Origin of the sequence: Rhizobium sp. BT03 (assembly GCF_030053155.1) — a bacterium.
Classification (GTDB): domain Bacteria; phylum Pseudomonadota; class Alphaproteobacteria; order Rhizobiales; family Rhizobiaceae; genus Rhizobium.
The window spans coordinates 315,992-338,797 of sequence record NZ_CP125643.1 but is presented as its reverse complement, the minus strand read 5'-3'; the positions used below and the strand labels follow the sequence as shown (position 1 = coordinate 338,797).

Annotated in this window: 23 protein-coding genes and 2 pseudogenes; 9 read left to right on the top strand and 16 right to left on the bottom strand. The window is 61.3% G+C overall.

Features of this window, described 5'->3' with window-relative positions; genetic code table 11:
- Positions 1-151: 151 nt before the first annotated feature.
- A complete protein-coding gene (locus tag QMO80_RS29025; protein ID WP_283201245.1) occupies positions 152-535 on the bottom strand; it encodes a hypothetical protein in 384 nt (127 codons plus the stop codon).
- 460 nt (positions 536-995) lie between these two features.
- On the opposite strand from QMO80_RS29025, the gene QMO80_RS29020 reads away from it, so the two are divergent.
- Positions 996-1,493: a helix-turn-helix domain-containing protein gene (locus QMO80_RS29020; protein ID WP_064811969.1), complete on the top strand. Its 498-nt coding sequence runs from the start codon at positions 996-998 to the stop codon at positions 1,491-1,493.
- Between the two features lie 4 nt (positions 1,494-1,497).
- Here the strand turns inward: QMO80_RS29020 and QMO80_RS29015 are convergent, their stop codons facing one another.
- Together QMO80_RS29015 and QMO80_RS29010 are read right to left on the bottom strand one after the other, a co-directional pair.
- Entirely contained in the window at positions 1,498-1,911 is a 414-nt protein-coding gene (locus QMO80_RS29015; protein ID WP_064811968.1) for a hypothetical protein, read from the bottom strand.
- A gap of 9 nt (positions 1,912-1,920) precedes the next feature.
- Positions 1,921-2,469, bottom strand: coding sequence for a hypothetical protein (locus QMO80_RS29010; protein ID WP_064811967.1), 549 nt, complete (start codon positions 2,467-2,469; stop codon positions 1,921-1,923).
- A gap of 254 nt (positions 2,470-2,723) precedes the next feature.
- On the opposite strand from QMO80_RS29010, the gene QMO80_RS29005 reads away from it, so the two are divergent.
- The 4 genes and pseudogenes from QMO80_RS29005 to QMO80_RS28990 all read left to right on the top strand — a co-directional run bounded on the left by QMO80_RS29005 (position 2,724) and on the right by QMO80_RS28990 (position 6,850).
- Positions 2,724-2,882, top strand: a complete 159-nt coding sequence (locus tag QMO80_RS29005; RefSeq protein WP_004672595.1) for a hypothetical protein — start codon at positions 2,724-2,726, stop codon at positions 2,880-2,882.
- A gap of 169 nt (positions 2,883-3,051) precedes the next feature.
- Positions 3,052-3,939, top strand: coding sequence for a hypothetical protein (locus tag QMO80_RS29000; protein ID WP_283201244.1), 888 nt, complete (start codon positions 3,052-3,054; stop codon positions 3,937-3,939).
- A gap of 23 nt (positions 3,940-3,962) precedes the next feature.
- Positions 3,963-5,894 carry a flagellar biosynthesis protein FlhA gene (locus QMO80_RS28995; RefSeq protein ID WP_064811965.1) on the top strand — a complete coding sequence of 644 codons (1,932 nt, stop codon included), beginning with the start codon at positions 3,963-3,965 and terminating at the stop codon, positions 5,892-5,894.
- 33 nt (positions 5,895-5,927) lie between these two features.
- Positions 5,928-6,850, top strand: a pseudogene (locus QMO80_RS28990) (pectate lyase).
- A 60-nt stretch (positions 6,851-6,910) separates the two neighbouring features.
- Here QMO80_RS28990 and QMO80_RS28980 read toward each other — a convergent pair.
- The 12 genes from QMO80_RS28980 to QMO80_RS28925 all read right to left on the bottom strand — a co-directional run bounded on the left by QMO80_RS28980 (position 6,911) and on the right by QMO80_RS28925 (position 17,479).
- Entirely contained in the window at positions 6,911-7,708 is a 798-nt protein-coding gene (locus QMO80_RS28980; protein ID WP_064811963.1) for an EscU/YscU/HrcU family type III secretion system export apparatus switch protein, read from the bottom strand.
- Positions 7,695-8,504: an EscT/YscT/HrcT family type III secretion system export apparatus protein gene (locus QMO80_RS28975; protein WP_004672591.1), complete on the bottom strand. Its 810-nt coding sequence runs from the start codon at positions 8,502-8,504 to the stop codon at positions 7,695-7,697. Before QMO80_RS28975 ends, QMO80_RS28980 begins: the two co-directional genes overlap by 14 nt.
- Positions 8,505-8,514: 10 nt before the next feature.
- Positions 8,515-8,784: a flagellar biosynthetic protein FliQ gene (locus QMO80_RS28970; RefSeq protein ID WP_004672590.1), complete on the bottom strand. Its 270-nt coding sequence runs from the start codon at positions 8,782-8,784 to the stop codon at positions 8,515-8,517.
- A 65-nt stretch (positions 8,785-8,849) separates the two neighbouring features.
- Positions 8,850-9,503: a type III secretion system export apparatus subunit SctR gene (gene sctR, locus QMO80_RS28965; RefSeq protein WP_064811962.1), complete on the bottom strand. Its 654-nt coding sequence runs from the start codon at positions 9,501-9,503 to the stop codon at positions 8,850-8,852.
- The gene (gene sctQ / locus QMO80_RS28960) at positions 9,503-10,522 is read right to left on the bottom strand and encodes a type III secretion system cytoplasmic ring protein SctQ (RefSeq protein ID WP_064811961.1); all 1,020 of its coding nucleotides are present in this window, start codon (positions 10,520-10,522) and stop codon (positions 9,503-9,505) included. Before sctQ ends, sctR begins: the two co-directional genes overlap by 1 nt.
- A complete protein-coding gene (locus QMO80_RS28955; protein WP_029875511.1) occupies positions 10,519-11,838 on the bottom strand; it encodes a FliI/YscN family ATPase in 1,320 nt (439 codons plus the stop codon). The genes sctQ and QMO80_RS28955 overlap by 4 nt, the downstream gene beginning before the upstream one ends.
- A complete protein-coding gene (gene sctL, locus QMO80_RS28950; protein ID WP_004672586.1) occupies positions 11,831-12,394 on the bottom strand; it encodes a type III secretion system stator protein SctL in 564 nt (187 codons plus the stop codon). The genes QMO80_RS28955 and sctL overlap by 8 nt, the downstream gene beginning before the upstream one ends.
- A complete protein-coding gene (locus QMO80_RS28945; protein ID WP_049731155.1) occupies positions 12,391-13,020 on the bottom strand; it encodes a hypothetical protein in 630 nt (209 codons plus the stop codon). Before QMO80_RS28945 ends, sctL begins: the two co-directional genes overlap by 4 nt.
- A 2-nt stretch (positions 13,021-13,022) precedes the next feature.
- A complete protein-coding gene (gene sctJ / locus QMO80_RS28940) occupies positions 13,023-13,853 on the bottom strand; it encodes a type III secretion system inner membrane ring lipoprotein SctJ (protein WP_049731156.1) in 831 nt (276 codons plus the stop codon).
- The gene (locus QMO80_RS28935) at positions 13,850-14,326 is read right to left on the bottom strand and encodes a hypothetical protein (protein WP_004672583.1); all 477 of its coding nucleotides are present in this window, start codon (positions 14,324-14,326) and stop codon (positions 13,850-13,852) included. The genes sctJ and QMO80_RS28935 overlap by 4 nt, the downstream gene beginning before the upstream one ends.
- 50 nt (positions 14,327-14,376) lie before the next feature.
- Positions 14,377-14,634: a hypothetical protein gene (locus QMO80_RS28930; RefSeq protein WP_049731157.1), complete on the bottom strand. Its 258-nt coding sequence runs from the start codon at positions 14,632-14,634 to the stop codon at positions 14,377-14,379.
- 304 nt (positions 14,635-14,938) lie between these two features.
- Positions 14,939-17,479, bottom strand: a complete 2,541-nt coding sequence (locus QMO80_RS28925) for a hypothetical protein (protein ID WP_225882926.1) — start codon at positions 17,477-17,479, stop codon at positions 14,939-14,941.
- A gap of 25 nt (positions 17,480-17,504) precedes the next feature.
- On the opposite strand from QMO80_RS28925, the gene QMO80_RS28920 reads away from it, so the two are divergent.
- On the top strand, positions 17,505-17,795 hold the full coding sequence (locus QMO80_RS28920) for a hypothetical protein (protein ID WP_237350505.1): 291 nt from the start codon (positions 17,505-17,507) through the stop codon (positions 17,793-17,795).
- Positions 17,796-18,003: 208 nt separating this feature from the next.
- Here the strand turns inward: QMO80_RS28920 and QMO80_RS28915 are convergent, their stop codons facing one another.
- Entirely contained in the window at positions 18,004-20,613 is a 2,610-nt protein-coding gene (locus QMO80_RS28915) for a hypothetical protein (protein WP_064811960.1), read from the bottom strand.
- 323 nt (positions 20,614-20,936) lie between these two features.
- On the opposite strand from QMO80_RS28915, the gene QMO80_RS28910 reads away from it, so the two are divergent.
- The 3 genes and pseudogenes from QMO80_RS28910 (at position 20,937) to QMO80_RS28900 (ending at position 22,748) form a co-directional block, all read left to right on the top strand.
- Entirely contained in the window at positions 20,937-21,146 is a 210-nt protein-coding gene (locus tag QMO80_RS28910) for a hypothetical protein (RefSeq protein ID WP_064811959.1), read from the top strand.
- 121 nt (positions 21,147-21,267) lie between these two features.
- Positions 21,268-21,861 (top strand): DUF6088 family protein, encoded by a 594-nt coding sequence (locus tag QMO80_RS28905; protein ID WP_012489450.1) that lies wholly within the window; start codon positions 21,268-21,270, stop codon positions 21,859-21,861.
- Positions 21,854-22,748, top strand: a pseudogene (locus QMO80_RS28900) (nucleotidyl transferase AbiEii/AbiGii toxin family protein). The gene QMO80_RS28905 and the pseudogene QMO80_RS28900 overlap by 8 nt, the downstream one beginning before the upstream one ends.
- Positions 22,749-22,806: the final 58 nt, after the last annotated feature.

Below are 22,806 nucleotides of genomic sequence, written 5' to 3'. Positions count from 1 at the left end.
TTACAGAGTGGAACCGCTACAACGTCAATTTCGATATCGAAAGCCCCAAGAAGGCCGTGACAGTTCGCGGCGGCCCTGCCGTCATGGAAAGTAGCGCCGCTGGAGACGGTGGCCGGCAGCTAAGCTGGATCGGTGCGGTTCGCGACAGTCATTAGGGGACACCCGCTGACAGACAGTATGAAGTGGCAGTCGCTCCCAGAAGCGCAAGATGTTCTGCGGGTATGTTTTCACCGTTAAGACCCGGCTGTACAATCCCGATCCGGTACTCGATGAACTTGCGTCGGGCAGCCTTTCGAAGCGTGGCCAAGTCATTCAGGCTGCCTCGAATGAAACGGGCCCGGCCCTTAAGATGTGATGTTTCTCTCACGGTCAGGTGGTTGATGAGGTTCTTCAAGCTCCATGTCCCCTTCACCCCCTTCTGTGCTTGACCGCAAACGAGGTAAAGATCGTCCGCCCGGCGCCCCATTACTGCCTGCGAGTATTTCAGATGCCAGAGAAGTACGGTGACGGTATCGTCCGTCTCCTCGATCGCCACGACGTCCGCGCTCTCCCAGGTGTCATCGTCATCTCTTCCGGGAGAGTGGGCAGACAATCCTCGCAATGGGCGTTCCGCTGATCGCACCTCCTTTGGTTTTCTGACCACTTTACCGCCCGAAGCGTGACCTCTCGCTTTTGAGGCAAGTGTCCGAGCGTAAAGCGAAGCTATTGAATCTTGTAAAGAATTCGGTTGCGCGGCGGGCGGATTTCAACTAGGTTTCGCAGCGAGGCAGTACGCGCTGCCTTGGGGATTAGAACCCCCTGTTAGCGGTTGGTGTCGGCCGATTCGGCACCACACTCCTTGACCTTCGGTCGAGGAGCCTGTGGCGTATGTCCAGGTTCCTCGGAACTAAAGGCCACAGGACCGTCTAGCACGGTGTTCTAACTCCCCGATCAGTGGGTTGAGCGAGTTTTCAGCGGGGGCGCACCGCGTGAAACTCTCCATCGGGGTGACCACCATGAAGCGCTATGTAGCAGCCCAGGTTCGGACTTCGAGACCTGCGCAAGCCAAACAGTCGGATGTTGCACGCGAGTCGGTACATCCAGTCGATCGGCATGTCGGACAGCAAATCCGTATCCGCCGAATGCAGTCGAATGTCTCCCTAGGGGATCTCGGCGCCGGCATCGGGGTGAGTTTGCAGCAGGTACAAAAATATGAAAGCGGTAAGAACCGCGTCAGCGCTTCGATGCTCTACGAGCTTGCCAATTGCCTCAAGATCCCGGTTTCGAGGTTTTTCGAAGGCCTTCCAGATCCCGAAACCACTCAGGGCCAGCAATTCATAACAGAGATCGATGAGAAGATTGCCTACATTTCCACGGCGGAGGGACGGCGTCTGATAGACGACGTTTTGCTCCTTTCTCCGCGTGTGCGCAGCCGGGTCGTTGCCCTCGTCAGCTCGATTGTCGATGAAGAGATGGAAGAACAGAAGCCGGTTGGTTCATCTGCTGGTTCTTAGCTCCCTACCGGTCGATTTTCTCCGCTGCTTCAAGCGAAAATTCGGTGCGCAATACCGCCTTCTGTGCTCGCGAAAAATCGGCGGCGACGTGGTCTGCCCGCTCTTGCGCGGCGCGCCGGGCGGCTTTGCGCTGCGCAAGCGATAGGCCGGCATCGGCTTCATGGCTGCGCAAAACGGATTGTCGCATCAGCGCGTCCTGAAGCTCGGCGGCGGAGTTAACGCCGCTCTTGCGCAATGCGTCGACGACAGGATTGCCGGCGGCCAGGCTTGCCGCGATGTCGAGCGCTTCGGAGGCTTTCGTTTCCCGCTCCCGCGCGTTTTCGGCGTCCGCCCGCGCCTCAGAGAGGCTGCGGGAAAGATTGTCCGCCCGCAGGCTGCGGATCTGCAGCAACTGCCTGAGAGACTTCAGCGCCTTCATATCAGCCGCTCAGGCACCGTTGTTCGTCGTCAGGACTTCCAGCTGGCCGCCCTTGATGACCTTGATGCTGTCGGCTTGCTGCCGGCTCAGCACGTCTTCGACGGCCTTGGTGAAGACGGCGGGCCCGCGCACCAGCACCAAGCCGCTGGCGGGATCTTCACGCAGCGCATCGTCCGGCAGCAGCGGAAACAGCGCGCGAATGGCGTTTTGCTCGGTCTTCCAGCTGCGGCCGCCACGATCGAGGACAACGGTGGAGACCTCCTGCTTCGGCGCGATGATGATGCGGCTGCCGTCATAGGCGACGAAGAGATTGCTGGCATCGCCAAGCTTGACGAAGGCCTTGGCTCCGCTTTCCCGAACGGACCAATGCTCGACATTGCCGCTCAGCGTCCCGACTGTTGTGACCGGGATGCCGGACATGAAGGACAGCGTCTGGACGACATCGCCAAGCGGCAGGGAGACGACATCCAGGCGCACCTCCCGCTCGCTGGCGCCGGCCGGTGGAGGAAAGGAGGCCAGCAGTCCGATAGCGGCCATGTAAACAAAACGCGCAAACATCTGAGTTTACCTCACGATCCGGATATCGCCCGACAACTAATGAACGAAGGAAGGCAGGGGCTGCGAAATCCAATCTATTAATAATTATCTGATCTACTGTTGCAGATGATCGGTCCGCTGGGAACAGGACGGATATCCATTTCGCGCATTTGTTGTACATATCGCGAATTAATAACTTTTTAACATAAGCTATTGAATTCGATCTTGAATTCTGCAAGGCTCTGGCCGCCAAAACCATGCAAGGAGTTCAAGACATGGCTAGTACTTCGACACTTGATGCGGGCATCGGCTCGGCGATTTCCGCCTTCAAGTCGGCCCAGAACGAAGCGACCGAGCAGAGCCTGAAGGTTGCAACCGAAATCACCAAGATCAACGGCGTCGCAAACGCCATCAAGAAGATCGGCCCAGGCTGATTGAAACAATGGCGAGACGGGTTCGCCCGTCTCGCTTCCCCGCTCTCGAAGACAATAAAAGCCGCTCGACGGACGGTTCGGGAACAAGATGGTTATGGATCTAGATTCCTCTTCGCCGACATTCAGAGGTAACGCCGGCAACGCTGCGTCAGGCAGCGGCGGACCGGTCTTGCGCATCACGCGTGCCGGGCGCAGCTCCATTCTGCCGTTGACGGCGGAGCGGCAGGTGGTCGGCGGCAGCGCCGATTGCGACCTGATCATCCTCGGCGCCAAACCAGAACCCGCCTTTGCCATCAGTTTGCAGCGCTCCCGCGGCTCCGACACGGTGTCGTTGACCGCGCTGCGGGATGACGTCGTGATCGACGGTCGTTCCATCCCACGCGATCGGACGATGACCCTTACGAAGAGGCAGACCATCTCCTTCGACGGCACGGCCTGCGAACTCGAAGCTCTCGGCGCCGGGCGCGTGCGGTTCGCGCCACGCCGGATTGCGGCTGCCGGCCTTCTCGGGCTGGCGGCGTTGCTTTTGCTGGCCGGGCTTTACAACAGCGATGCGCCGGCTCACGAAGCCCCGCTCGTCAGGGTTTCCGCCGCGCCGGAACCGGCGCCGTCATCGGCGGCAATTGCTGCCGAAATCCGTCAGGTCATTCGTATGGCTCAGCTTCCCCAAGATCTGAGCATCGTCGCCACCGCCGACGAAATTCGCATCGGCGAAGGATCGCGGCCTCTCGGCCTGCCCGACAAGACCAAGCTGCGCAGCATCATCGCCTCGATGAGCCGGCGCGGTTCCGTTTCCATCGTCGATCTCACGACCCTCTCTTCCGGTCTCGACGGCTTCGTCGCCGCCGCCGGCTATACACCCGTCAGGTTCATCATCGGCTCCGACGGCCGCCGCTACGAGGAAGGCGATGTCGTTGCGAGCGGCTGGCGGATCAAGGAGATCGGCAACGACCAGATCATCGTTTCCCGCGACAGTGAGGACGATACGGTCAATTTCGCCTTCGCCGGCAGTGCCGAGCCGAAACTCGCCGAAATTTCCAGCAGCGAACAAGAATAGGCGATGGCGTCGGAAGCCGGATCATGAAGGTAAGGTCATCCGCCATCGCCATGCTTGCGCAGCGCACCGATATGCTGCTTGCGGTTTTTTTCGCCTCCGTCGTGACGATGCTGGTGCTGCCGCTTCCGAAAATCGTTCTGGACGTGCTGATCGCTTTCAATCTCTCCTTCGCTTTCGTGGTGCTGATCACCACGACCTATCTGAAGAGCGTCCTCGAAATTTCGACCTTTCCCGCGGTCATTCTGATCGGCACGCTGTTCCGCCTGGCCTTGACGATTTCCTCGACCCGGCTCGTGCTGGCGGACGCCGATGCCGGCGAGATCATCATGGCCTTCGGCGATTTCGTCGTTGCGGGAAATGTCGTCGTCGGGCTGATCATTTTCCTGATCGTGGCGCTGGTGCAGTTCATCGTGGTGACGAAGGGCGCCGAGCGCATCGCCGAGGTCGGCGCGCGTTTCACGCTCGACGCCATGCCGGGCAAGCAGCTCGCCATCGACAGCGACCTGCGCAACGGCCATATCAGCACGGAAGCCGCGCAGAAGCGCCGGTCGCGTCTCGAACAGGAGAGCCAGTTCTTCGGCGCGATGGACGGCGCCATGCGCTTCGTCAAGGGCGATGCGGTCGCAGGATTGGTGATCGTCGCCGTCAATCTCATCGGCGGCCTGGCGATCGGTATCTTCCAGAAGGGCCTGAGCTTTGCCGAGGCGGCCCATCTCTATACGCTGTTGTCGATCGGCGACGGTCTGGTGTCGCAGATTCCGTCCATTCTGATGGCAGTCTCGGCCGGTATCGTCGTGACCCGCGTGTCCGACGACGGCAACGGCAGTCTCGGCAGCGATATCGGCCGTGAACTCTTTCGGGAGCCCCGTGCATTGGCGATTGCGGCGGCGCTGACGATCTGCGCGGGCTTCGTCCCGGGATTTCCCACAGGCGTGCTCGGCGCGATCGGCCTGTGTCTGGCGGGCCTTGCCTTCATGGTGCATCGCCGGCGCGCCGGCCCAGCCGCGGCCGGATCGGCGAATGCCGTGGAAAGCGCCAATTCCTATCCGCTCGACAGGACGAAATACGGCGATCCCGTCATCGCCACCGTCACGGTGGAAACGCTGGCGCGGCTTGAGGCGATGCGACTCGGCGAAATGCTGGACGGGCGGATCCGCATGGCGGCGCGCGCCGTCGGCGTCTCCGTGACGGTGCCCACGTTCAACGCCGATCCCCGCATGGCCGAGGATCTGATCCATCTTCAGGTCGAAAACGTGCCCGCCGGTCTGGTCAGCTGCGGTCCCGAACGGACGGCCGAACAGATTGCCGACGACATCGTGCGCATCGTCCGCCGCCATATCGGCGCCCTGTTCAGCATCGACGACGCGGCACAATGGCTGGGCAGCCTCGAACCGCGTCTCGGCAAACTGGCGATCGACGTCGCCACCCAGGTGCCGCTGATGCTGACGGTCGCGGTCGTCAGACGCATGCTGGATTCCGGCGTGACGCTTTCCCAGCCGCGCGGACTGCTGGAAGTGATGCTGCACGCCGGCACCGATCACGCGCCGGATGCCCTGGCCGAAATGGCGCGCGCCGCGCTGGTCAAGCAGATCGCCTTCGGGCTTCTCGACCGGCGCGGATTGCTGCCGGCGCTGGTGCTTCCCGCCGAATGGAACCACTTCATCCGGTCCTATGACGCCGCTGGAGCGACCGAGAAGATCGAGATAGCCGAAAGACTGCGCCTGCTGGCCGAGAAAGCCAGACAGGCTCTCGAGGACGCCAACGAGCGGGGATACGATCCCGTCATCATCGTGCCGGGCGAATGGCGCCTGCTCACCCAGACGCTGATGATCCACCACAACTGCCGCATTCCAGTGCTGGCGGCGGAGGAGATCGACAGGGATATAACGATCGAAACCATCGGAGAGATCGGGCAAATCCGGAACGCTGCGGGCTCCAAACAGAGGCCGGGCTGATAGAGCAAGTGAAGTAGACGAGACCAACTGGGGATGAATGCAATGTGTGGCGTAGATGGACAAAGGCCCATAGACTTCGACAGAACCTCCCGTTTCGACCTTGAGTCCGGTTGCCTTGGCGGCAGCAATAGGACCGACACGGATTTCACCGCCATCCGAACCCGCAAGGTCTCGCCCTTCGAAGATTTCTCCGGCAACCCGCCGATGCTGGCATCCTATGTGCCGAACTCGCGGGAAACGTCGGAAAACGGCATGGATTCCGACCCCAAGGATGTGTTGCGCAAACACATCAACTGGCAGTCAGACTCCAAGAAGGTGGATCCATCCGACGAGAAACACGCCACGACTTTGCAGACCACGGCGGAAAAACCCGACCTCTCGAAAGAGGGCAGCGTCATCGTCGTCAAGGAGCCGATCGTCGTGGATGGAGGCGTGTTCAACGGCAAGGGCGCGACCTATACGGCCTCGTCCAAGCTCGGCGATGGCGGCCAGTCCGAAACCCAATCGCCGCTGTTCATTCTCAAGAACGGCGCCACGCTCAAGAATGTCGATCTCGGCGAGAATGGCGCCGACGGCATTCACGTCTATGGCGGCGCGACGCTCGAAAACGTCAATTGGCAGAATGTCGGCGAGGATGCGCTGACGGTAAAAAGCGCCGGCGACGTCACTATTATCGGTGCTCCGCCAAGGGCGCGACCGACAAGATCTTCCAGATCAATGCCGACACGAGGTTCTATCTGAAGGATTTCGTCGCTGACGGCTTTACCACGCTGGTGCGCACCAACGGCGGCAAGCAGATCGACGCCGACGTCACCATCGATGGCGGGGCGTTCTCCAACGGCAGCAACGTCTTCCGCACCGATAGCTCGCTTGCCAGCGTGACGTTCCTGTCCGATATCACGCTGGACAAAGTGAAGAACTGGACGCGTGTGGGTGACAACCAGTCGGGCGTCTGAGACGCTTGAGCACCGGGATGACAAAATGAAGAAAAAGCGGGCGCCTCAAGCTCCCGCTTTTCATTGCCGGCCTGGCCCTTGCCTGCGCGGCGGGCTGCTGCGCATTTCTGCGCCGATCTGCCGGCGCGCCGATTTCAGCTTCGGGTCCCCCTGGGTATCCTTGTATTCGCGCCGCGCTTCGGTCTTGGTCATGCGGTGTTCGTGCCTGAACAACGCGCGCGAAATGCGGATATCGAAAAACGCCGCCGCCACCATGATGCCGGCGGCAATGACGAGGATCGAGCCGAGGAGATGGGCTGTCGTGGAGAGCGTGCATGCTTCTCCGCAAAGAGGCGACCAGAAGATGCTGTTGAGGAAATAGAGGATCGCACCGCCGCCGGCGGCGGCGAGCAGGACAAACTTGACGAGCCCCTTGACGAACTCGGCGATGCTCGCGAGCGAAAAAAGCCTCTTGATGCCCTCGAACGGATTGAGCCGGGTGAAATCGAAGCTCATATGTTTGAACGATACGGGAAACCCCTGCCCGTCGAGGATCGACACCAGGATGGTCGCGGCAAGACCCATGGCAAGCGGCAGCCAGATGAGATCGAGCAGGGCCACGCCGGTTTCGCTCAAGCCGACAGTGACGGCGTCGGAGAGGTCGGCCCCCGCGGCGGACTGCAGGCCGCTATCGAAACTGCGGGTGAAATCCTCGAGGATATCAGGCAAGCCCCAGGTGACGTAGACGGCGATGGCAAGGACGGAGATCGCAACCGGGATTTCCTTCGAGCGGGGAACTTGGCCCTCGCGGCGGAGCCGATCGAGCTTCACCCGGCTCGGCGGCAGGGTTTTTTCCTCGGTATCGTCATTTTTGGCCATGGGTCACCTCCAGCATGGCTTTCACCTCGTTGAATCCGTCGATCCAGAGATCGTGGAAATAGCTGGAGATAAAGGCCGTGTAGATGACGAGAATGACCACGACCGCGAAGTTCTTGATGGCCGGCAGGCTATCGTTCAGCGGGAATTGTTTCGACGAGCGGCCAACGAAGGCCAGCGACAATTCGAGCGCGCAGGTGACGATCATGAACGGGGCGGCAAGCAATCCGGCCGCTTTGAACAGCCGGCCGAATACACCGAGGATCATGTCGAGCGGATCGTCGGGCATGGCGGGCATGAGCTTGAAGAGCGGCCAGAACTCGAACGACTTGTAGAAAATCGCGACCAGATCGATGATGCCGCCGGCGCTGACGAAAATCACCAGGGCGATCGACATCATCAGCGAGCCGAGCGGCGCGGTTTCCAGCGCGTTGATCTGGTCGAAGAGATTGGCGGCATTGGCCCCGCGATAGACATCGGTCATATCGCCCGCCGCCTGGGCCGCCCAGAAGGGAATGCCGAGCCCCATGCCGATGAGCGCCCCGAAGCAAAGTTCCTTCATCGAAAGGGCGGCCAGATCGAACCAGGACGTATCTCCGATAGCCAGCACCGAATAGGCGAAGGCGACGGAGGGCGCCGAAAGGCCGATTGCCAGGCCGAAACGCAGAATGCCGACGATGCTGAACAGCGAGAAGATCGGGAAGATCAGCAGGATCCCGAGCGCGCGGGCGGCGCCGAGCATGGCTGCGGCCGGTGCCGCGACCTCGATGCCGACGAGCGGAAGATGATCCGGCCCCATCCGCCCCGCCTCACTGAACCATGGTCGGGAAGTCGTTCAGGATATGAACGGAATGTTCGATCAGCGGCGTTGCCAGCACCCGGCCGAACAGCAGCAGGGTGATGGAGATCACGAAAATCTTGACGATCTGCGCGATGGTCTGTTCCTGGATTTGCGTTGCAGCCTGGAAAATGGCGATGATCAGCCCGAGAAGCGCGGCCAAGCCCAGAATGGGGCCGGCCAAGGCGAAGGTCGCCATGACGGACATGCCGATTTCGGCTGCGACCTGGTCTTCACCCATGACGGCAGGCCTTTCGCGTGGGCGCGGCAGACACCCGATCCAGGGCTTTCGTGAAGGGGGGATGCTCACTGCGCATAGGACAGCACCAGACCTTCCAGCAATCGCCGCCAGCCGTCGATCGAGACGAACAGCAGCAGCTTCAGCGGTGTCGACACCACGGTCGGGGACATCATCTGCATGCCGAGCGCCACCAGAATGGCGGAGACGGCGAAGTCGATCATCAGAAAGGGCAGATAAATCAGAAATCCGATTTCAAAGGCCCGCGTCAGTTCCGAAACGAGGAAGCTCGGCGTCAGCACAGTTATGTCGTCGGAGGCAATGGGGGTTGCCGGCGCGTTTGCCCAGATCTTCTGCGATGCTTGGACGAAAAAGTCGCGCACCTCGGCGTCGGAAAATTTCAGCATGAAATCCTTCAGCGGCGCCGCCACCTTGCTCATGCCGTCCGCCATGCCGCTGACCGTGCCGAAATCGCCGCTATGGGCGAGCAGCAATTGCCAGCTGTTTTGCAGCACCGGGTTCATCACGAAGGCCGAGAGCACGATGGCAATCGCAAAGACCAGGAGATTCGGCGGCGTCTGCTGGATGCCGATCGCATTGCGCACGATCAGCAGGACGACTGAAATCTTGGTGAAGGAGGTTGCGATCACGGCAATGACCGGCAGCATCGAGATCGCCGCCATCGCCACAAGGCTCTGGGCAAGAGGAAAGCTCTGTTCCATCAGTCGTGCAGCGCCGTGACGCGAACGGCGCTCAACCCATCCACGGAAATGATTTCGCCTCGTCCGATAATGCGGCCCTGGGCGATGATATCGACGGCGTCCGATAATGGCCTGTCGAGGTTGAACACATAGCCTTCGCCGATCGTCTCGAGTGTGCGCAGCGGCAGTTCCAGCCGTCCTGCATCGAAGACCAGCTTGATCGGGATGCTGTCGACAGGCGACGGACGCGGCTCGCCCTGCAATTCCTGATCGACGGTTTCATTCGTCATGAAATGCCTCATTGGTCCGGTTGGCGTCGACAGGAGCGGCTCGGTGAGGACCGCGCCTTTGTCCGAGCGCATGCAGGTTGCAAGGTAACGTTCACCGGTGATCGCGACCACGGTCTCCGCTGCCCCCCCATCGATGACGATGCCGTCCCCCAATCGCAGGGATTTGATCTCACCGAGCGACAGCACGGCATAACCGCGCCGGATGTTGACCGCCGTCGTCAGGGCATTGAGCGTGCGGCGCGGCAGGCGGCTTGCCCAGCCGACGAGGCCGGCAAGGAAGGTTTCATCGAAACGGCCGCTCAAGGGCAGGCTCATGCCGCTCCAGCCGATTTCGAAGCCGAAATTGCCGCTGGAATCCGGCTGCGGCTCTGCACCGATCTGCAGCAGCGACAGGCTGATGCCGATCTTGTTCTCGATTGCCTCGAAGGCCTCGACGAACTGATGTTCGACCACCGCCGCCTGTTCATGCGGCGACAGTTTTTCCCAGAGGAGCAGCGGTTCAAGCCTTTCGGCCAGCAACCGCAATGCGCCGGCCGACGCAATCAGCATCTGCTCCCGTTCGCCGATGCGGCAGAGAATGCCGACTGGATCGGCAATCCGCGCGGCTGCGATATCGGGGGACAGCGGGCGAACGGAAAGCGTCTGCTCCCGGACCGGAATTTGCCAGGCGGCGCGCATCGTCGTGCCGGAACGGGAAAAGAAGCTCCCGGCCATCGATGAGCGGGGCCATGCGGGCGCGGCGATATTCATCGGACAAGCTCCTCGAGCGCTTCGACGATCGCGCCGAACGGCTGCGGCTTGCCCTGGCCGTCAAACAGGAAGCGCTGGATGAGCCCGTGTTTGGCGACGGCCTCGTCGACGGCGGCGTCGCGCCCCTGGCGATATTCGCCGACGCGGATCAGCAGTTCCACCTCGTCATAGAGGGCAAGCAGGGCGCGCAGCCTGTCGGCTGCCTGGCGATGGCTCTCGCTCACCACTGCGCTCATCGTCCGGCTTCGGCTGGCCAGCACATCGATCGCCGGAAAATTGCCTGCCTTGGCAATCTTGTCGGAGAGCACGATATGGCCGTCCAGCAGCGATCTGGTTTCTTCGGCAATCGGATCGTCTTGCTCTTCGCCTTCGACGAGCACCGTATAGAAAGCCGTCATCATGCCGTTTGCGCTGTTGCCGGCACGCTCGAAGATTTGCGGCAGGACGGCGAATACGGAAGGCGGAAAGCCGCGCCGCACCGGCGGTTCGCCGGCGGCAAGCCCCACTTCGCGCAAGGCGCGGGCCATGCGGGTGACGCTGTCGATGACGAGCAGCACGTGTTTTCCCTGCTCGCGAAAATATTCGGCGATCGCCGTTGCCGTCATCACCGCCTTGAACCGCTCCAGCGCCGGGCGGTCGGATGTGGCGACAACCAGCGTCACATTCGAGGGGACGCCTTCCGGCATGTTGCCGGCAACGAATTCGCCGACCTCGCGTCCGCGTTCGCCCACCAGGGCGCAGACGATCACATCGGCCTTGTTGTTGGCGACGATCTGGGACACCAGCGTCGACTTGCCGGCGCCAGGCGCGCCGAAAATACCGATGCGCTGGCCCTGCCCGCAGGTCAGCAATCCGTCCAGGGCGGCAATTCCCGAGGTGAACGGCTGGCGGATGGGACGGCGCGACAAGGGGTTGACCGGCTGGCCGTAGAGCGGCTGCAGGAAACGCGCGTCCTCGCCGGCCGGATTGGCGGAGGGACGCAGGACGTTGCCGTGCGCATCGACGATCGCGCCGAGCAGGAAGTTGCCGACAGAGATCGCCGGCTCCCGGCCGGTCGGGACGATTTCCGTGCGCTGGGAGATGCCGCGGGTTTCGCCGTGAAGCGAGAGAAGTGCCGTCTCGCCGTCGATACCGACGACATCGGCGAGGCCGATGCGGCCCCTGCCCGGCTCATGCAGTTCGCAGAGCTCGCCGATCCGAACCGAGGGGATGAGCGCCCGCACCAGCAGGCCCGAAACACTCGTCACGCGGCCGCTCTGCCGTCGCACGTCCGTCTGTTCGAGCGTCCGCTCCATGCGAAGCAATGCGTCAGCCATGGACGAGGGCCTCGATTACGGTGGCGAGCTGGTCTTTCAAGCCGATCTGGCTTCGTCCCGCCGATGTCTCCAGGACGATCTCGCCGGCAGACATCAGCGGATCCGTTTCGATAGTGATGCGATGATCGATATCCGCAATTGCCTGGGCGATCATGGCGGCATCCTCGGGGGCGACATGGAGGGCGATCTCCTGGGCCTCTGCGGTCTGGGATATGGCGTGGCGGACCAATCGCCTGGTGCGTTCGTCGGCCTCCATCGATCCGAGGATCAATCCGACCGATTTCAGAACCACCGCCTCGACCCAGCTGTCGAGATTGGCAATCTCCTGTTCGGCTTTTCCGAGCGAGGCGGCAAGCCGTGCGGCGGCATCACGAACGCCCTGTTCGAACCCGTCGCGATAGCCGTTTTGGGCGGCCTGCTCGCTGGCGGCTGCAAGTGTGGCCTGGGATTGGGCGGCGTCCTGGCGGGCAGCCGCCAGAATTTGCGCCGCCTCCCTGATCTGGCCGAAGTTTTCCGCCGGAATGATGCGGTCGTGGCGTGCAAATCCCGAGCTCATCGTCCGGCGCCTTCCTGTGTGGAGGCGACCTCGTCGACGGCGGCCGTCGCCAGAACGAGCGCCGGGCTCTTCAACAGGGAAGCCGAGCCGTTTTCGGCCATGTCGCGCCAGCCCGCCCACCGCCATGCCGCAGAGATCCGATATTCGTCTGCCAGAAGCGCCAGCATCGACCAGCCATCGGCCTCGACGACATGCCTTGCCTGCTCGCTCAACAGATCAAGCGGCGGCGTTGCCGTGGAAAGATTGATGTGGCCGAGGGCGAATGCGACCGCTTCCTCGCCGTAGGCGGCCCTGAGCCTCGCAAGGGTCGGGCGATCGACCGCGGGGCAGAAGGCTGCGAGATGATAGGCGAAGCCCGCCCGGAACGCGGCCTTTGCGAGTCCGTCCGCGTCCATGGAAATCAGGCGGCGGGCGCCGTCGGCAAATGTGGCGGGGTCGCCATGGGCTTCTGCGATCTCCGTGAAAAGCCGCCGGTGCAGCCGCCGCGACAGGGTAGACCCATCGGCAAGGAGCGGCGCGGTCCCATCCCATCGGGCGGCCGTCAGCATATCCGCGGAAAGCAGCGCTGCCCTGCGGATCCTCGCCGCATCCGAGATCGCCTCGCCGTCCGAACGCGGCGTGCGCATGCTCAGCGCTCCTTCCGCTGCGGCAACAGCAGCAGCAGGCATGCCCCGATGGCGAGGATAATTGCGCCGATCACGGCCAGATTGGGGGCCTTGAAAGCCGAGAGAGCGCTTTGCACCATCGAGAATGGCGCTGCGGCGGGTGCCGGCGTCACGGTTGCCGCCGGGGCCGATGCTGCCGTTGCCGGCGGGGCCGCCGGCGCGCCGACCTCCGACCAGGGGCTGACCACCACCGAGACATCTTCGTAAGAGAGATCACGGATGCTGTTGACCAGAACGGACCGGCTTTTCATGTCGATCTCGTTGAGATTGGCGCCGGGGCGATATTGCAACACGGCCGCCGCCCTCGCCTTTTCCTTGATGAGCCCGCGGCCGTTTTCCTCCGGCAGCACCACATGGACGCGCGCCGTCGCCACGCCGTCAAGCCCCGAAAGCGTTTCGGCAAGCTGCTGCTCGATGGCGTAGCTCATCCGGGCTTTTTGTTCGTAAGGCGTCACAAGGAAGCCGTTGCCGGGAAAGAGTTCGGCGACATTTCCGAACGACTGACGCGGCAGACCGGCGTCCGCCAGCAACTCGATCGCCCGGGCATGATCGGCTGATTCAGCGGCGATCGCATAGGTCCCGCCCTTTTCGCTCTTCATGGTGACGGAGATGCCGGCGCGTTCGAGCAGGACCTGAGCATCCAACGCATCGCGCTGATCGAGTCCCGTCAGCACGTCCTGGCTGCAGGCGGCGAGGAACAGGCAGAGGGCGAGCATGGCGGCCTTCGGAAGGACTTTGCGCGCGGGCGAAGTGATCGGTGATCTCGCAAGGGCCGATGTGATCATGATATTCACTGGCCCTGCGTCAGCCGTTTGGACGACGACATCACCGACTGGGTGAGTGACGACAGCAGCGTCGTGCCGGTCGCGAATTGCTGTGATTTCTCCAGCCGGTCGATCGATGTCGTGATGTCTTCGATCTTCGGGCCGCTGTGATCCTTGTCCGCGGCAAATCGCACCAGCGGCGTCTCCGGCTGGCCGTTCCCGGCCACCGGCATGAAGAATGCCGACAGCCGGTCGAGAATGCTGGAGGGCCTGGTATTGCCTTCCGGTGAATAGGAGGGCGGGACGGCGTCGGACTCAGGCGCGATCTTGCGGCCCTGGATGTTGGGAATGGAGGTGAGTTCGGTTGGCCGAAGGCCGGCGAAATCCGCCGGCTGCAGCCCGATCCGTTCCGCCACGATCTCCGAGGTCTTCAGCACATTGCCTGTCGATACGCCATCAACGGGCGGCGTAAAGGCGCGGCCGGTAAGTTCTTCTCCGCTCATTGCAATTCCTCAACTCGGTACACGTCAACTGCAAACGATGAACGGGAACGCTACTCGTCGCTGCCTTCGTCGATCGCCTCCTTGGCGAAATTGAAAAGCGAATTGTTCAGCATCAGGGTGTTGGAAATCATGCCTGGCAGAAACGCGTCCACGGCAGCGGAGAGTATCTCGCTCTCGCTGTTCGGATCGACCTTTTTCGTCGTGCTGCCGGTGGTGTCCTTGGAACCTGTCTTATCAGTCGTCAGCCCCACCGAGACAGGGTTTGCAGGCGCCAGGTTCAGGTCGGAATTCACTGCATCTACGGCCATATGAGCACTTCCATCAAGGAGTTATCAAAATGAATGCATGATTTGATATGGATAAAAAAACGGCCGGTCAATTGTTTAAACTTAACCGATGGTTAATTTTCGGAAATTACAATCGGCTTTGACAACTTTCTCGACCTTTATATTAAAATTGAACGTTTTTATCCATAAAGCGCAGCAGATATCCAGATTGCGCATGAAATTCATACTTAAATTTATTGCCATCAAATGTTCACAGGCCCGACCGCCTCTACGCCAACCGGGCCTGTGAGTACCCAGATATTTGGTGTTGCGAAAGCGTCCCGGATCAGCCCACCGCCGTACCGCGGCGCTTCTCGATATCGGCGATGATCGCGTCCCAGTTCTCAGGGGTCAGCTCGCGCTGTTCCGGGTCGCGGGGCGCGGGGGCGACGCCGCCCTTGGCGCCGACGCGCTGACCTGTTTTGGCGTAGATGCCGACCGTGTCGTTGACAGTGCGCTTAAGCATGTCGTTCATCATGTCGGTCTGCTTGTGGAAGGCTTTTTCCTGCTTGATGCTCTGGTAGATGGCAAAGCCCGCCCAGGCCGCCCAGGACACCGCGCCGGCGATCGCGAAGGCGAGCGAGAAGCCGCCGGAGACGAGCGCTACCGTTGCGCCCGTGCGCCCGAGGAAGGTGGAATTCACCAGCATATTGGCAACGCCTGCGATGCCCTCGATCGCGCCGACCGTGTCCGCCGCGGTTCCGATACCCATGAAGATGAGATCGACCGGATCGCCCTTGCCACTGGTGAGCCCCTGCAGGAACTGGTAATATTCCACCGGCAGCCAAGCGATGCCGGCAACGGCGCCAACCGTCGTCCCGGTATTCTTGAAAAAGGCGGAGAGCACGCTGCGCTGCGCCCGCGCCAGCTCGTCGGAAACGCCGACGAGTGAACTGATCCCATCCAGCAGCGAAAAATTCGAGGCTTTGATCGCCGAGCCGAGCGCACTGCCCATGTGCGCGAGAGCGCCAAGGGCGTGCAGAACCACGATGCCGATGCTGTCCCAGGTCGGGCTCGTCATGTTGAGGCCGGCATAGATGGAGCGGGATGCGGTAAGCACCGACATCACGCCGGAAGAGAGCGCCGCCTTGTATTTGACAGGATCGACCCCTGCCGGCGCCGCCGTCGCGGTCTTGTCGATCAGCTTGGCAAGGTCGGCCTTGATCGTTTCGACGCTGCCGCCCGGTCGCATCGTCGCCCAAAGCGCGGTGAAGATCGTCGTGAAATTGGTCTTGTATTGCGCCATGGCATCGGCATTGCCCTTGAACAGGGTTTCCGCCAGCGCGTCGAGGCTCGGGGCGATGATCTTCTTGATCGCCTCTTCGGCGGTCTTGCCGTCGACGATGATTGGATCGATCACATCCGTGCCGGGCATCAGCGTCTTCATCAGGCCTGACATGGAAAGTCCCATGTCCTTGAGGCTCGATGTCAGATATTCGCTGTCGATATAGGGCAGATCGAGACTTTGGATGGTCTTGCTCCAGCCATTGTCCGTGGTGGCGAACATGCGCTCGGCGATCCAGGCGTCGCCGCCGCTGCCGGCGAAGAAGCGCCCGCCGTCTGAGCCGTTGGCGGCAATGCCCTTGCCGGCCAGCCCGGTGCCGATCATGATCGCCGCCATGACGTCGTTGAACGAATAGCTGGCGAGATTGCTGGAGGGCAGCGGCGAGACGCTCTTGTCCCACTCGGCATTGGCCGGCAACTTCGAGACCAGGCTGGCGCCCATGACGAGCCCTTCCAGCGCGGTCTGCACCGCATGGCGGTAGCCCAAGACCTCCTTGCCGCCGGGTGCGCTCAGGCGCGACGTCAGGCGCTCCAGATTGCCGGCGAGATCGCCGATGCCGATTTCTCCGGCGCCTACCTTGTCGAGCAGCGGACCGAGAAGCGCCTTGACGTCGGCCTTGAACTGATCGCGCACCTCGGGGCTGTCTGACCCGTAAAACTGGTTGGCCATCGCCTGGATGGTCGGGTTGAACAGGTGGGTGATATTGTTGGGAACGGTGCTGCCGAATTCGGAAGCGGCAACCTTTTTCAAACCGTCGAGGTCGATCTTGAGATCGGGGAACAGGCTCCCGCCGAGCCCGAGCGACTGGTCGAAATCCACAACCGGCAGGATGGAGCCGAGCCCCTTCAGTTCCCGCTCGGTCTTGTTGCCGGCCAGTCCCATGCGGATCAGGCCATCGAGCGCCGTCGTCGGATCGGAGATCGTCGGCAGCACGTTCTTGTCGAAGAATTCGGCATAGGTCTTGTCGGCAATCGCCGAGCGCTGCTTTACGAAATCGTCGGGAAGCACCATGGAATAGAAGCCGAGGGCGGCATTATATTCCTTGAGAATGGTGGTGACGTCCTTGCCGGATTTGAGACCGTCATTCAGCAGGCCGCCATTGACGATGTCGCGCTCAAAGGCATCCTCGACCTTCGTACGCAGGTCCTTCATCTTCTCGTCACGCGTTATCGTGTCGTTGATGATCTCGGAAGCGTCCTTGTTCGTATCGGGCGGCGCCACGCGATAACCGGAGAAGATCAGCTTGAAGGCCTTCAGCGCCTTCTCCGTCATCAGCGAGTTGACGTCGGGGTCCGAGCCCAGGATGGCGATCGACTTGTCGAGATCCTTCAGGATCTCCTGGTCGTTGTAGATGCCGCGCTGGTTGTCGCCGAGGCTGTCCTTGTATTGGCCGAAGGTCGCCTTGGTCTGAAGCAGATCGAGATACATGATCAGTTTCTGCTCGGCAGTGTAATTGTGAGGGTTTTTGACGACGTCGATGCTCTCGAAGGATTTGTCCTTGTCCTTCAGCCCTTCCATGAAGCCCTGATTGATCTCGCTCATGAAATCGGAATTGAACAGGAGATCGATGACCGGCTGGATCGGCGCGGTAGGGCGGGACGTGCCATTCGACGTGGCGGCCAGCGAAACGAACTTCGGACTGCTCGTCTGCGCCGATATAGAGGAGAAAATCGTCAGGGCTGCCGTCGTGGTCCCGTCAGAGGCAAAAGGCGATGCCTTCTTTACCGTGGTGCTCGTGGTTTTGCCCTGGCTCGTGGAATTTTCGGACTTTGGATCGGAATTGGCGTTTAGCCGGAGAAATGAAACCGTATCGATATCCGAAGATGCTGGTGCGATCGATGACATGCGTTCCCTTTGATTTTCTTTTTCCGCTTTTCGCGGATGACGTCGTTTACCTTACGTTAGGCATAAGATCGACCTTTGCGTGATAATTCAAGCCCGATCGCGACATCGCGGTTGCATAAAATGCAGCGGCCTCGCGCCTGGAGATCAAAAATCACATTTTTACCGAGGGGTCGCAGGGTATTTCCCAGGCTGTGGCGGTCATCGTTGCCGCCCCTCTGCCTCTACCAGATGAATGACGGGTCTGGCCCAAATTCGAGATGCACGGACTCGCCGGTGTAGCGTTCAAGCTTCTCGTTCAGCTGCTTTTCCATTTTGTCGAGCTTCTTCACGCCATTGGCCATATCCCACAGACCAAGCGCCAGCCCGACGGCCGAGGCAACGAGGCCGGTGACCAGTCCGGCCGCGGCAAGGCCGGTTTTGGCGGCGCTGCTGAAGATGGTCACGACTTCCGGCGCCACCGTTGCGAGTCCGGAAAAGGCACGGGACATGGCATTGGTCAGATAAAGCATCGCCTCGGAGAAACCGATCAGCGCGTTGCCGGTACCGGCAATGCCGCCGATTATTTCGAGCGCGCCCTTGGCGCGGTCGCCGGCCTTCATCGACCGCGACGCCGAATAGAAGCCGAGGCCGGCCATGGCGAGGCCGCCGGCCGCGCCGAGGATCTTGCCTGCCGCTTCAATCGTCTTCGGCGAGAAGTTCATCGAGATCCCCTTGCCCCAGCTGCCAGGCTGATTGCCGAAGGCGCTGAACGGTTTGCCGGCAACGTCGAGGTTCTTGCCGAGACCTTCCATCGTCATGCCGACGATCTGCGTCGCCGAGCCGACCGCGGCGGCGATATCGGCCGGCGTCCACTTGCCGCCGGCGCCGAGGCCGCGCGCCACCAGCACGCTCGACATCGTCAGCATCTGCACGGCGTGCACCAGACCGGCCTTGTACACCTCGGCATCGATGCCGGCAGGTGTCCGGGTCTGGCGCGGCAGATCGAGCGAATCCTTGAAGGAGGCGAGCGCATCGTCGAGCTTCATACCGCCGCGCACCATCCGCAGAACGCCGTCGACGTCGCGCGCTATATCCTGCGCCAGGTTCTGTTTCAGCGTTTCGCCGCCATCGGCCGGGCCGTTTTTGCTGATGAAATCCTCGGCGAACGTAGTTGCCAACTGGCTGATGGCGTCATTCGTCGCCCCGGGCTCGAAGGTGTCATCCGGCCCCGACAGCAGCGGCTCGAGATCGACACCCTGGCCGTCGCCGATATAATGTTCCTTGACGATATTGGCGAAGGTGACGTTCGCGGCGTCGAGATGCGCATCGATATAATCCTGGGGCAGGAGATCGACGAGGGTGTTGAGTTCGGAATAATAATCCTTCAGGGCATCTTCGAAGCTCTTGCCGGCGCTCAGCGCCCGGTCGATCGCCTTGCCTCCTCCGATGTCGATCAGATAGGCGTCCTCGATGTTGGTGAGCAGATCGGAATTCTCCGGTCGCTGCAGATATTCCTTCATGCCGCTCGCGAAGATATCCGAGAGATGCTGCTGCGTCGCCGGATCGGCCGTCAGCTTTTCGATCCGCGCATCGAGGTCCTTGCCGACGCGCTCGCCATCGGGCACGCTGTCGCCATACTGGTTCATATAGCCATTGAACTGCTGTTTGATCTCGATGAGATCGTAGAGCAGCGTCGCCTTCTGTTCCGGCGTCAGCTGGTCGAGGTGGTCCATGTTGTCGGGCGCGACGAAATCCCGGTTCACGTCCTTCACGGCGTCGCCGAGAATGCCGTATTTGAGTTCGTCGAGCTTCTTCAGCGTCGGCTCATAGGCGGTCGACGGAGCGTAGCCGCGCAGCACCTTGCTTTCCAGGATGTCGTTCTCGTCGATCGGGCGCTCCACGACCGGCTCGATGGCATCCGAGCCCGACATGACAAGGTCCATCTTCTTGAGGCTGGATGTCAGATAGTCGCTGTCGATATAGGGCAGATCGAGACTTTGGATGGTCTTGCTCCAGCCATTGTCCTTGGTGGCGAACATGCGCTCGGCGATCCAGGCGTCGCCGCCGCTGCCGGCGAAGAAGCGCCCGCCGTCTGAGCCGTTGGCGGCAATGCCCTTGCCGGCCAGCCCGGTGCCGATCATGATCGCCGCCATGACGTCGTTGAACGAATAGCTGGCGAGATTGCTGGAGGGCAGCGGCGAGACGCTCTTGTCCCACTCGGCATCGGCCGGCAACTTCGAGACCAGGCTGGCGCCCATGACGAGCCCTTCGAGCGCGGTCTGCACCGCGTGGCGGTAACCCCAGACTTCCTTGCCGCCGGGAGCCGCCAACTGCGACGTCAGGCGCTCCAGAAGGCCGCCAAGATCAGCCTGACTGACCTCTCCGGCACCGACCTTGTCGAGCAGCGGACCGAGAAGCGCCTTGACGTCGGCCTTGAACTGATCGCGCACCTCGGGGCTGTCTCCCCCGTAAAGCTGGTTGGCCATCGCCTGGATGGTCGGGTTGAACAGGTGGGTGATATTGTTGGGCACGGTGCTGCCGAATTCGGAAGCGGCAACCTTCTTCAAACCGTCCAGGTCGATCTTGAGATCGTTGCCCGGGTCGGTTTCGGGCGTGCTCACCTTTGCATCGACCAGGATCGCGGTGGCGCCGCTTTTGCTCTGGGTAAACCCGACGAAGCCCCGCGCAGCGGAGATGTCGAGTGCCTGCCCGTTACCGCTCGGCGCGATCTTTCGTATTTCGCCGGCGTCGATGGTTTTTGTCGATGCAAAACGGCCAGTCACGTCTTTCTGGCCGAGGTCCACGACCAGGGTTTCGACCTCTTTCGATCCGCTGCCAACACGTTGCAACATGATTTCGTCACTCCTGATCGACGGCCGCACCCTGAACGGAGGCCCGGAAAGCCTCGTTAGGTCAGAAGTTTTTCAGTGATATGACAAATGGGTGCTATCGGAGCGGCAAAATTGAACCATTGACCCCCACATAGCGCTTCCAAATTATACCGCAGTACAAATGCTGGTGACACCGCAGTCGCCAAGGTGCGGCGCAATAGAGCACGGTCCCGTAGGGAATGCGCTCACGAGACAGATCGAAGTCGGTCCTCGGGCTCGGTTTTCAGACTGCATTGTCCGGCAAATCGGTATAAGCCGTCCTCTCGAACAAATCAGGAGACAACATGGAAACCGTGGAAATCAGCAGCCGCAGCGACTTCGGCCTTTGGGCAATTGAGCGGGCGCGGGAAATCGTAACGTCCGAGGGAACTGCTTTTGCGATGGCCGCTCGCGATATGGACGACGAGGCGCTTGCAAACGCTGCAGGCGCGCTAGGCAAGGCCATCAGCGATGCGATGGTGGAAGTGTTTGACGGCCTGATAGATGAATCGTGATTGTGAAGAGACAGCGGGTCACTGACCGATAAAAATTGGTCAGCACCGTCCGGGCTCGCCGTCTTCCCCTCTCATTGCAAACTGTCAGAAATTTGCATATATTTCTGACAAGAGAAATGCCATGCAAAAGCTGACATCGCAAATCATGGGACATGCTGAACGACTGCCGGAAGGATCCGCGCTTTCGGCAAAGAGCTTTTTGCATCTCGGAAATCGAGCCGCCCTGGATCGGGCTCTGTCGCGCCTGGCCGAGCGTGGCGAGCTCGTCCGGGCGGGCCGTGGTATCTATATGCGGCCCGTCAAAAGTCGCTTTGGCAGTCGGCCGCCGACGGTCGAACAGGCCGTAGAGGCGGTGGCGCAGCAGCGCGGTGAGGTCATCGTCTCGAATGGCGCCGCCGCGGCAAATGCCCTGGGCCTGACCTCCCAGGTCCCGGTCCGCTCCGTCTACCTGACATCCGGCCGTAGCCGGACGATGACCCTTGGACAGCAGACGGTCGAGCTCAAGCACGTGCCGCGCTGGCAATTGGCCTTGGCAGATCGACCTGCTGGCGTGGCGGTCCGCGCACTTGCATGGCTTGGGCCGGAGAGGGCCGATGAAGCACTGTCGCGGATCAAGCGAAAGCTGCCGCCAGACGCGTTCGGCGAGCTGGTGGCGGCGGCTCCGCAGTTTCCGACCTGGCTTGCAAGAAGCGTAGGAAAGGCTGCGCATCGCTGATCTGTTTCTGACCTTGTCAAAGGATAACCGACGCGAAGCCTTGGCGGTGGCGGCCGACCGCACCGGACGGCCCATTCATCTCCTCGAAAAGGATGTCTGGGTCGTCTGGACGCTGCAGACGCTCTTTTCGTCCAAGCTCGGTGAGCATCTCGTCTTCAAGGGCGGCACTTCGCTATCGAAAGCCTACGGTGTCATCAAAAGGTTCTCCGAGGATGTCGACCTGACCTATGATATCCGCGCCCTGGCGCCGGACTTGGTCGGCGACAATGATGAGGCGCTGCCGAAAACCCGCAGCGAGGAGAAGCGTGGACTATGACGCGGTGAGCAGCGGATCCGGTTATGTCGCCCGGAGCGTCATGCTCGAATTCGGGGACCGATCCACCGGCGAGCCGGCCAGTATTCGCGATGTCGACTGTGACGCGTCGGGTCAGGTTGATGGTGTCGAATTTCCGAAAGCGACTCCCCGCGTCATGCACGCGGAGCGGACGTTCTGGGAGAAAGCGACCGCCATCCATGTCTTCTGCCTGCAGGAGCGCCTCCGCGGTGATCGTTTTGCTCGTCATTGGCATGACGTCGTCCGGTTGAACGATGCTGGTTTCGCCGACAAGGCATTCGCGGATCGGCAGCTTGCCAATGCCGTGGCGAAACACAAATCCATGTTCTTTGCGGAAAAGGCGGCCGACCGCTCGCCCATCGACTACGCCGCAGCCGTCAATGGCAATCTGGTTCTGACACCCTCCGGAGAAGGTCTGCGCGCACTCGGTGAGGATTACGCGCGCATGGTCGACGACGGTCTGCTGCTCGGCGATTCCGAGCCGTTCGAGCACCTGTTCGAGCGATGCACGCAAATTCAGGCGCATGCCAACAAAAGCGACGCGTCAAAATAAGCAATTGCCGGCCCACAGCCGCACCTGCCCATTACTGTGAGTGCCCTGTCACCGACGC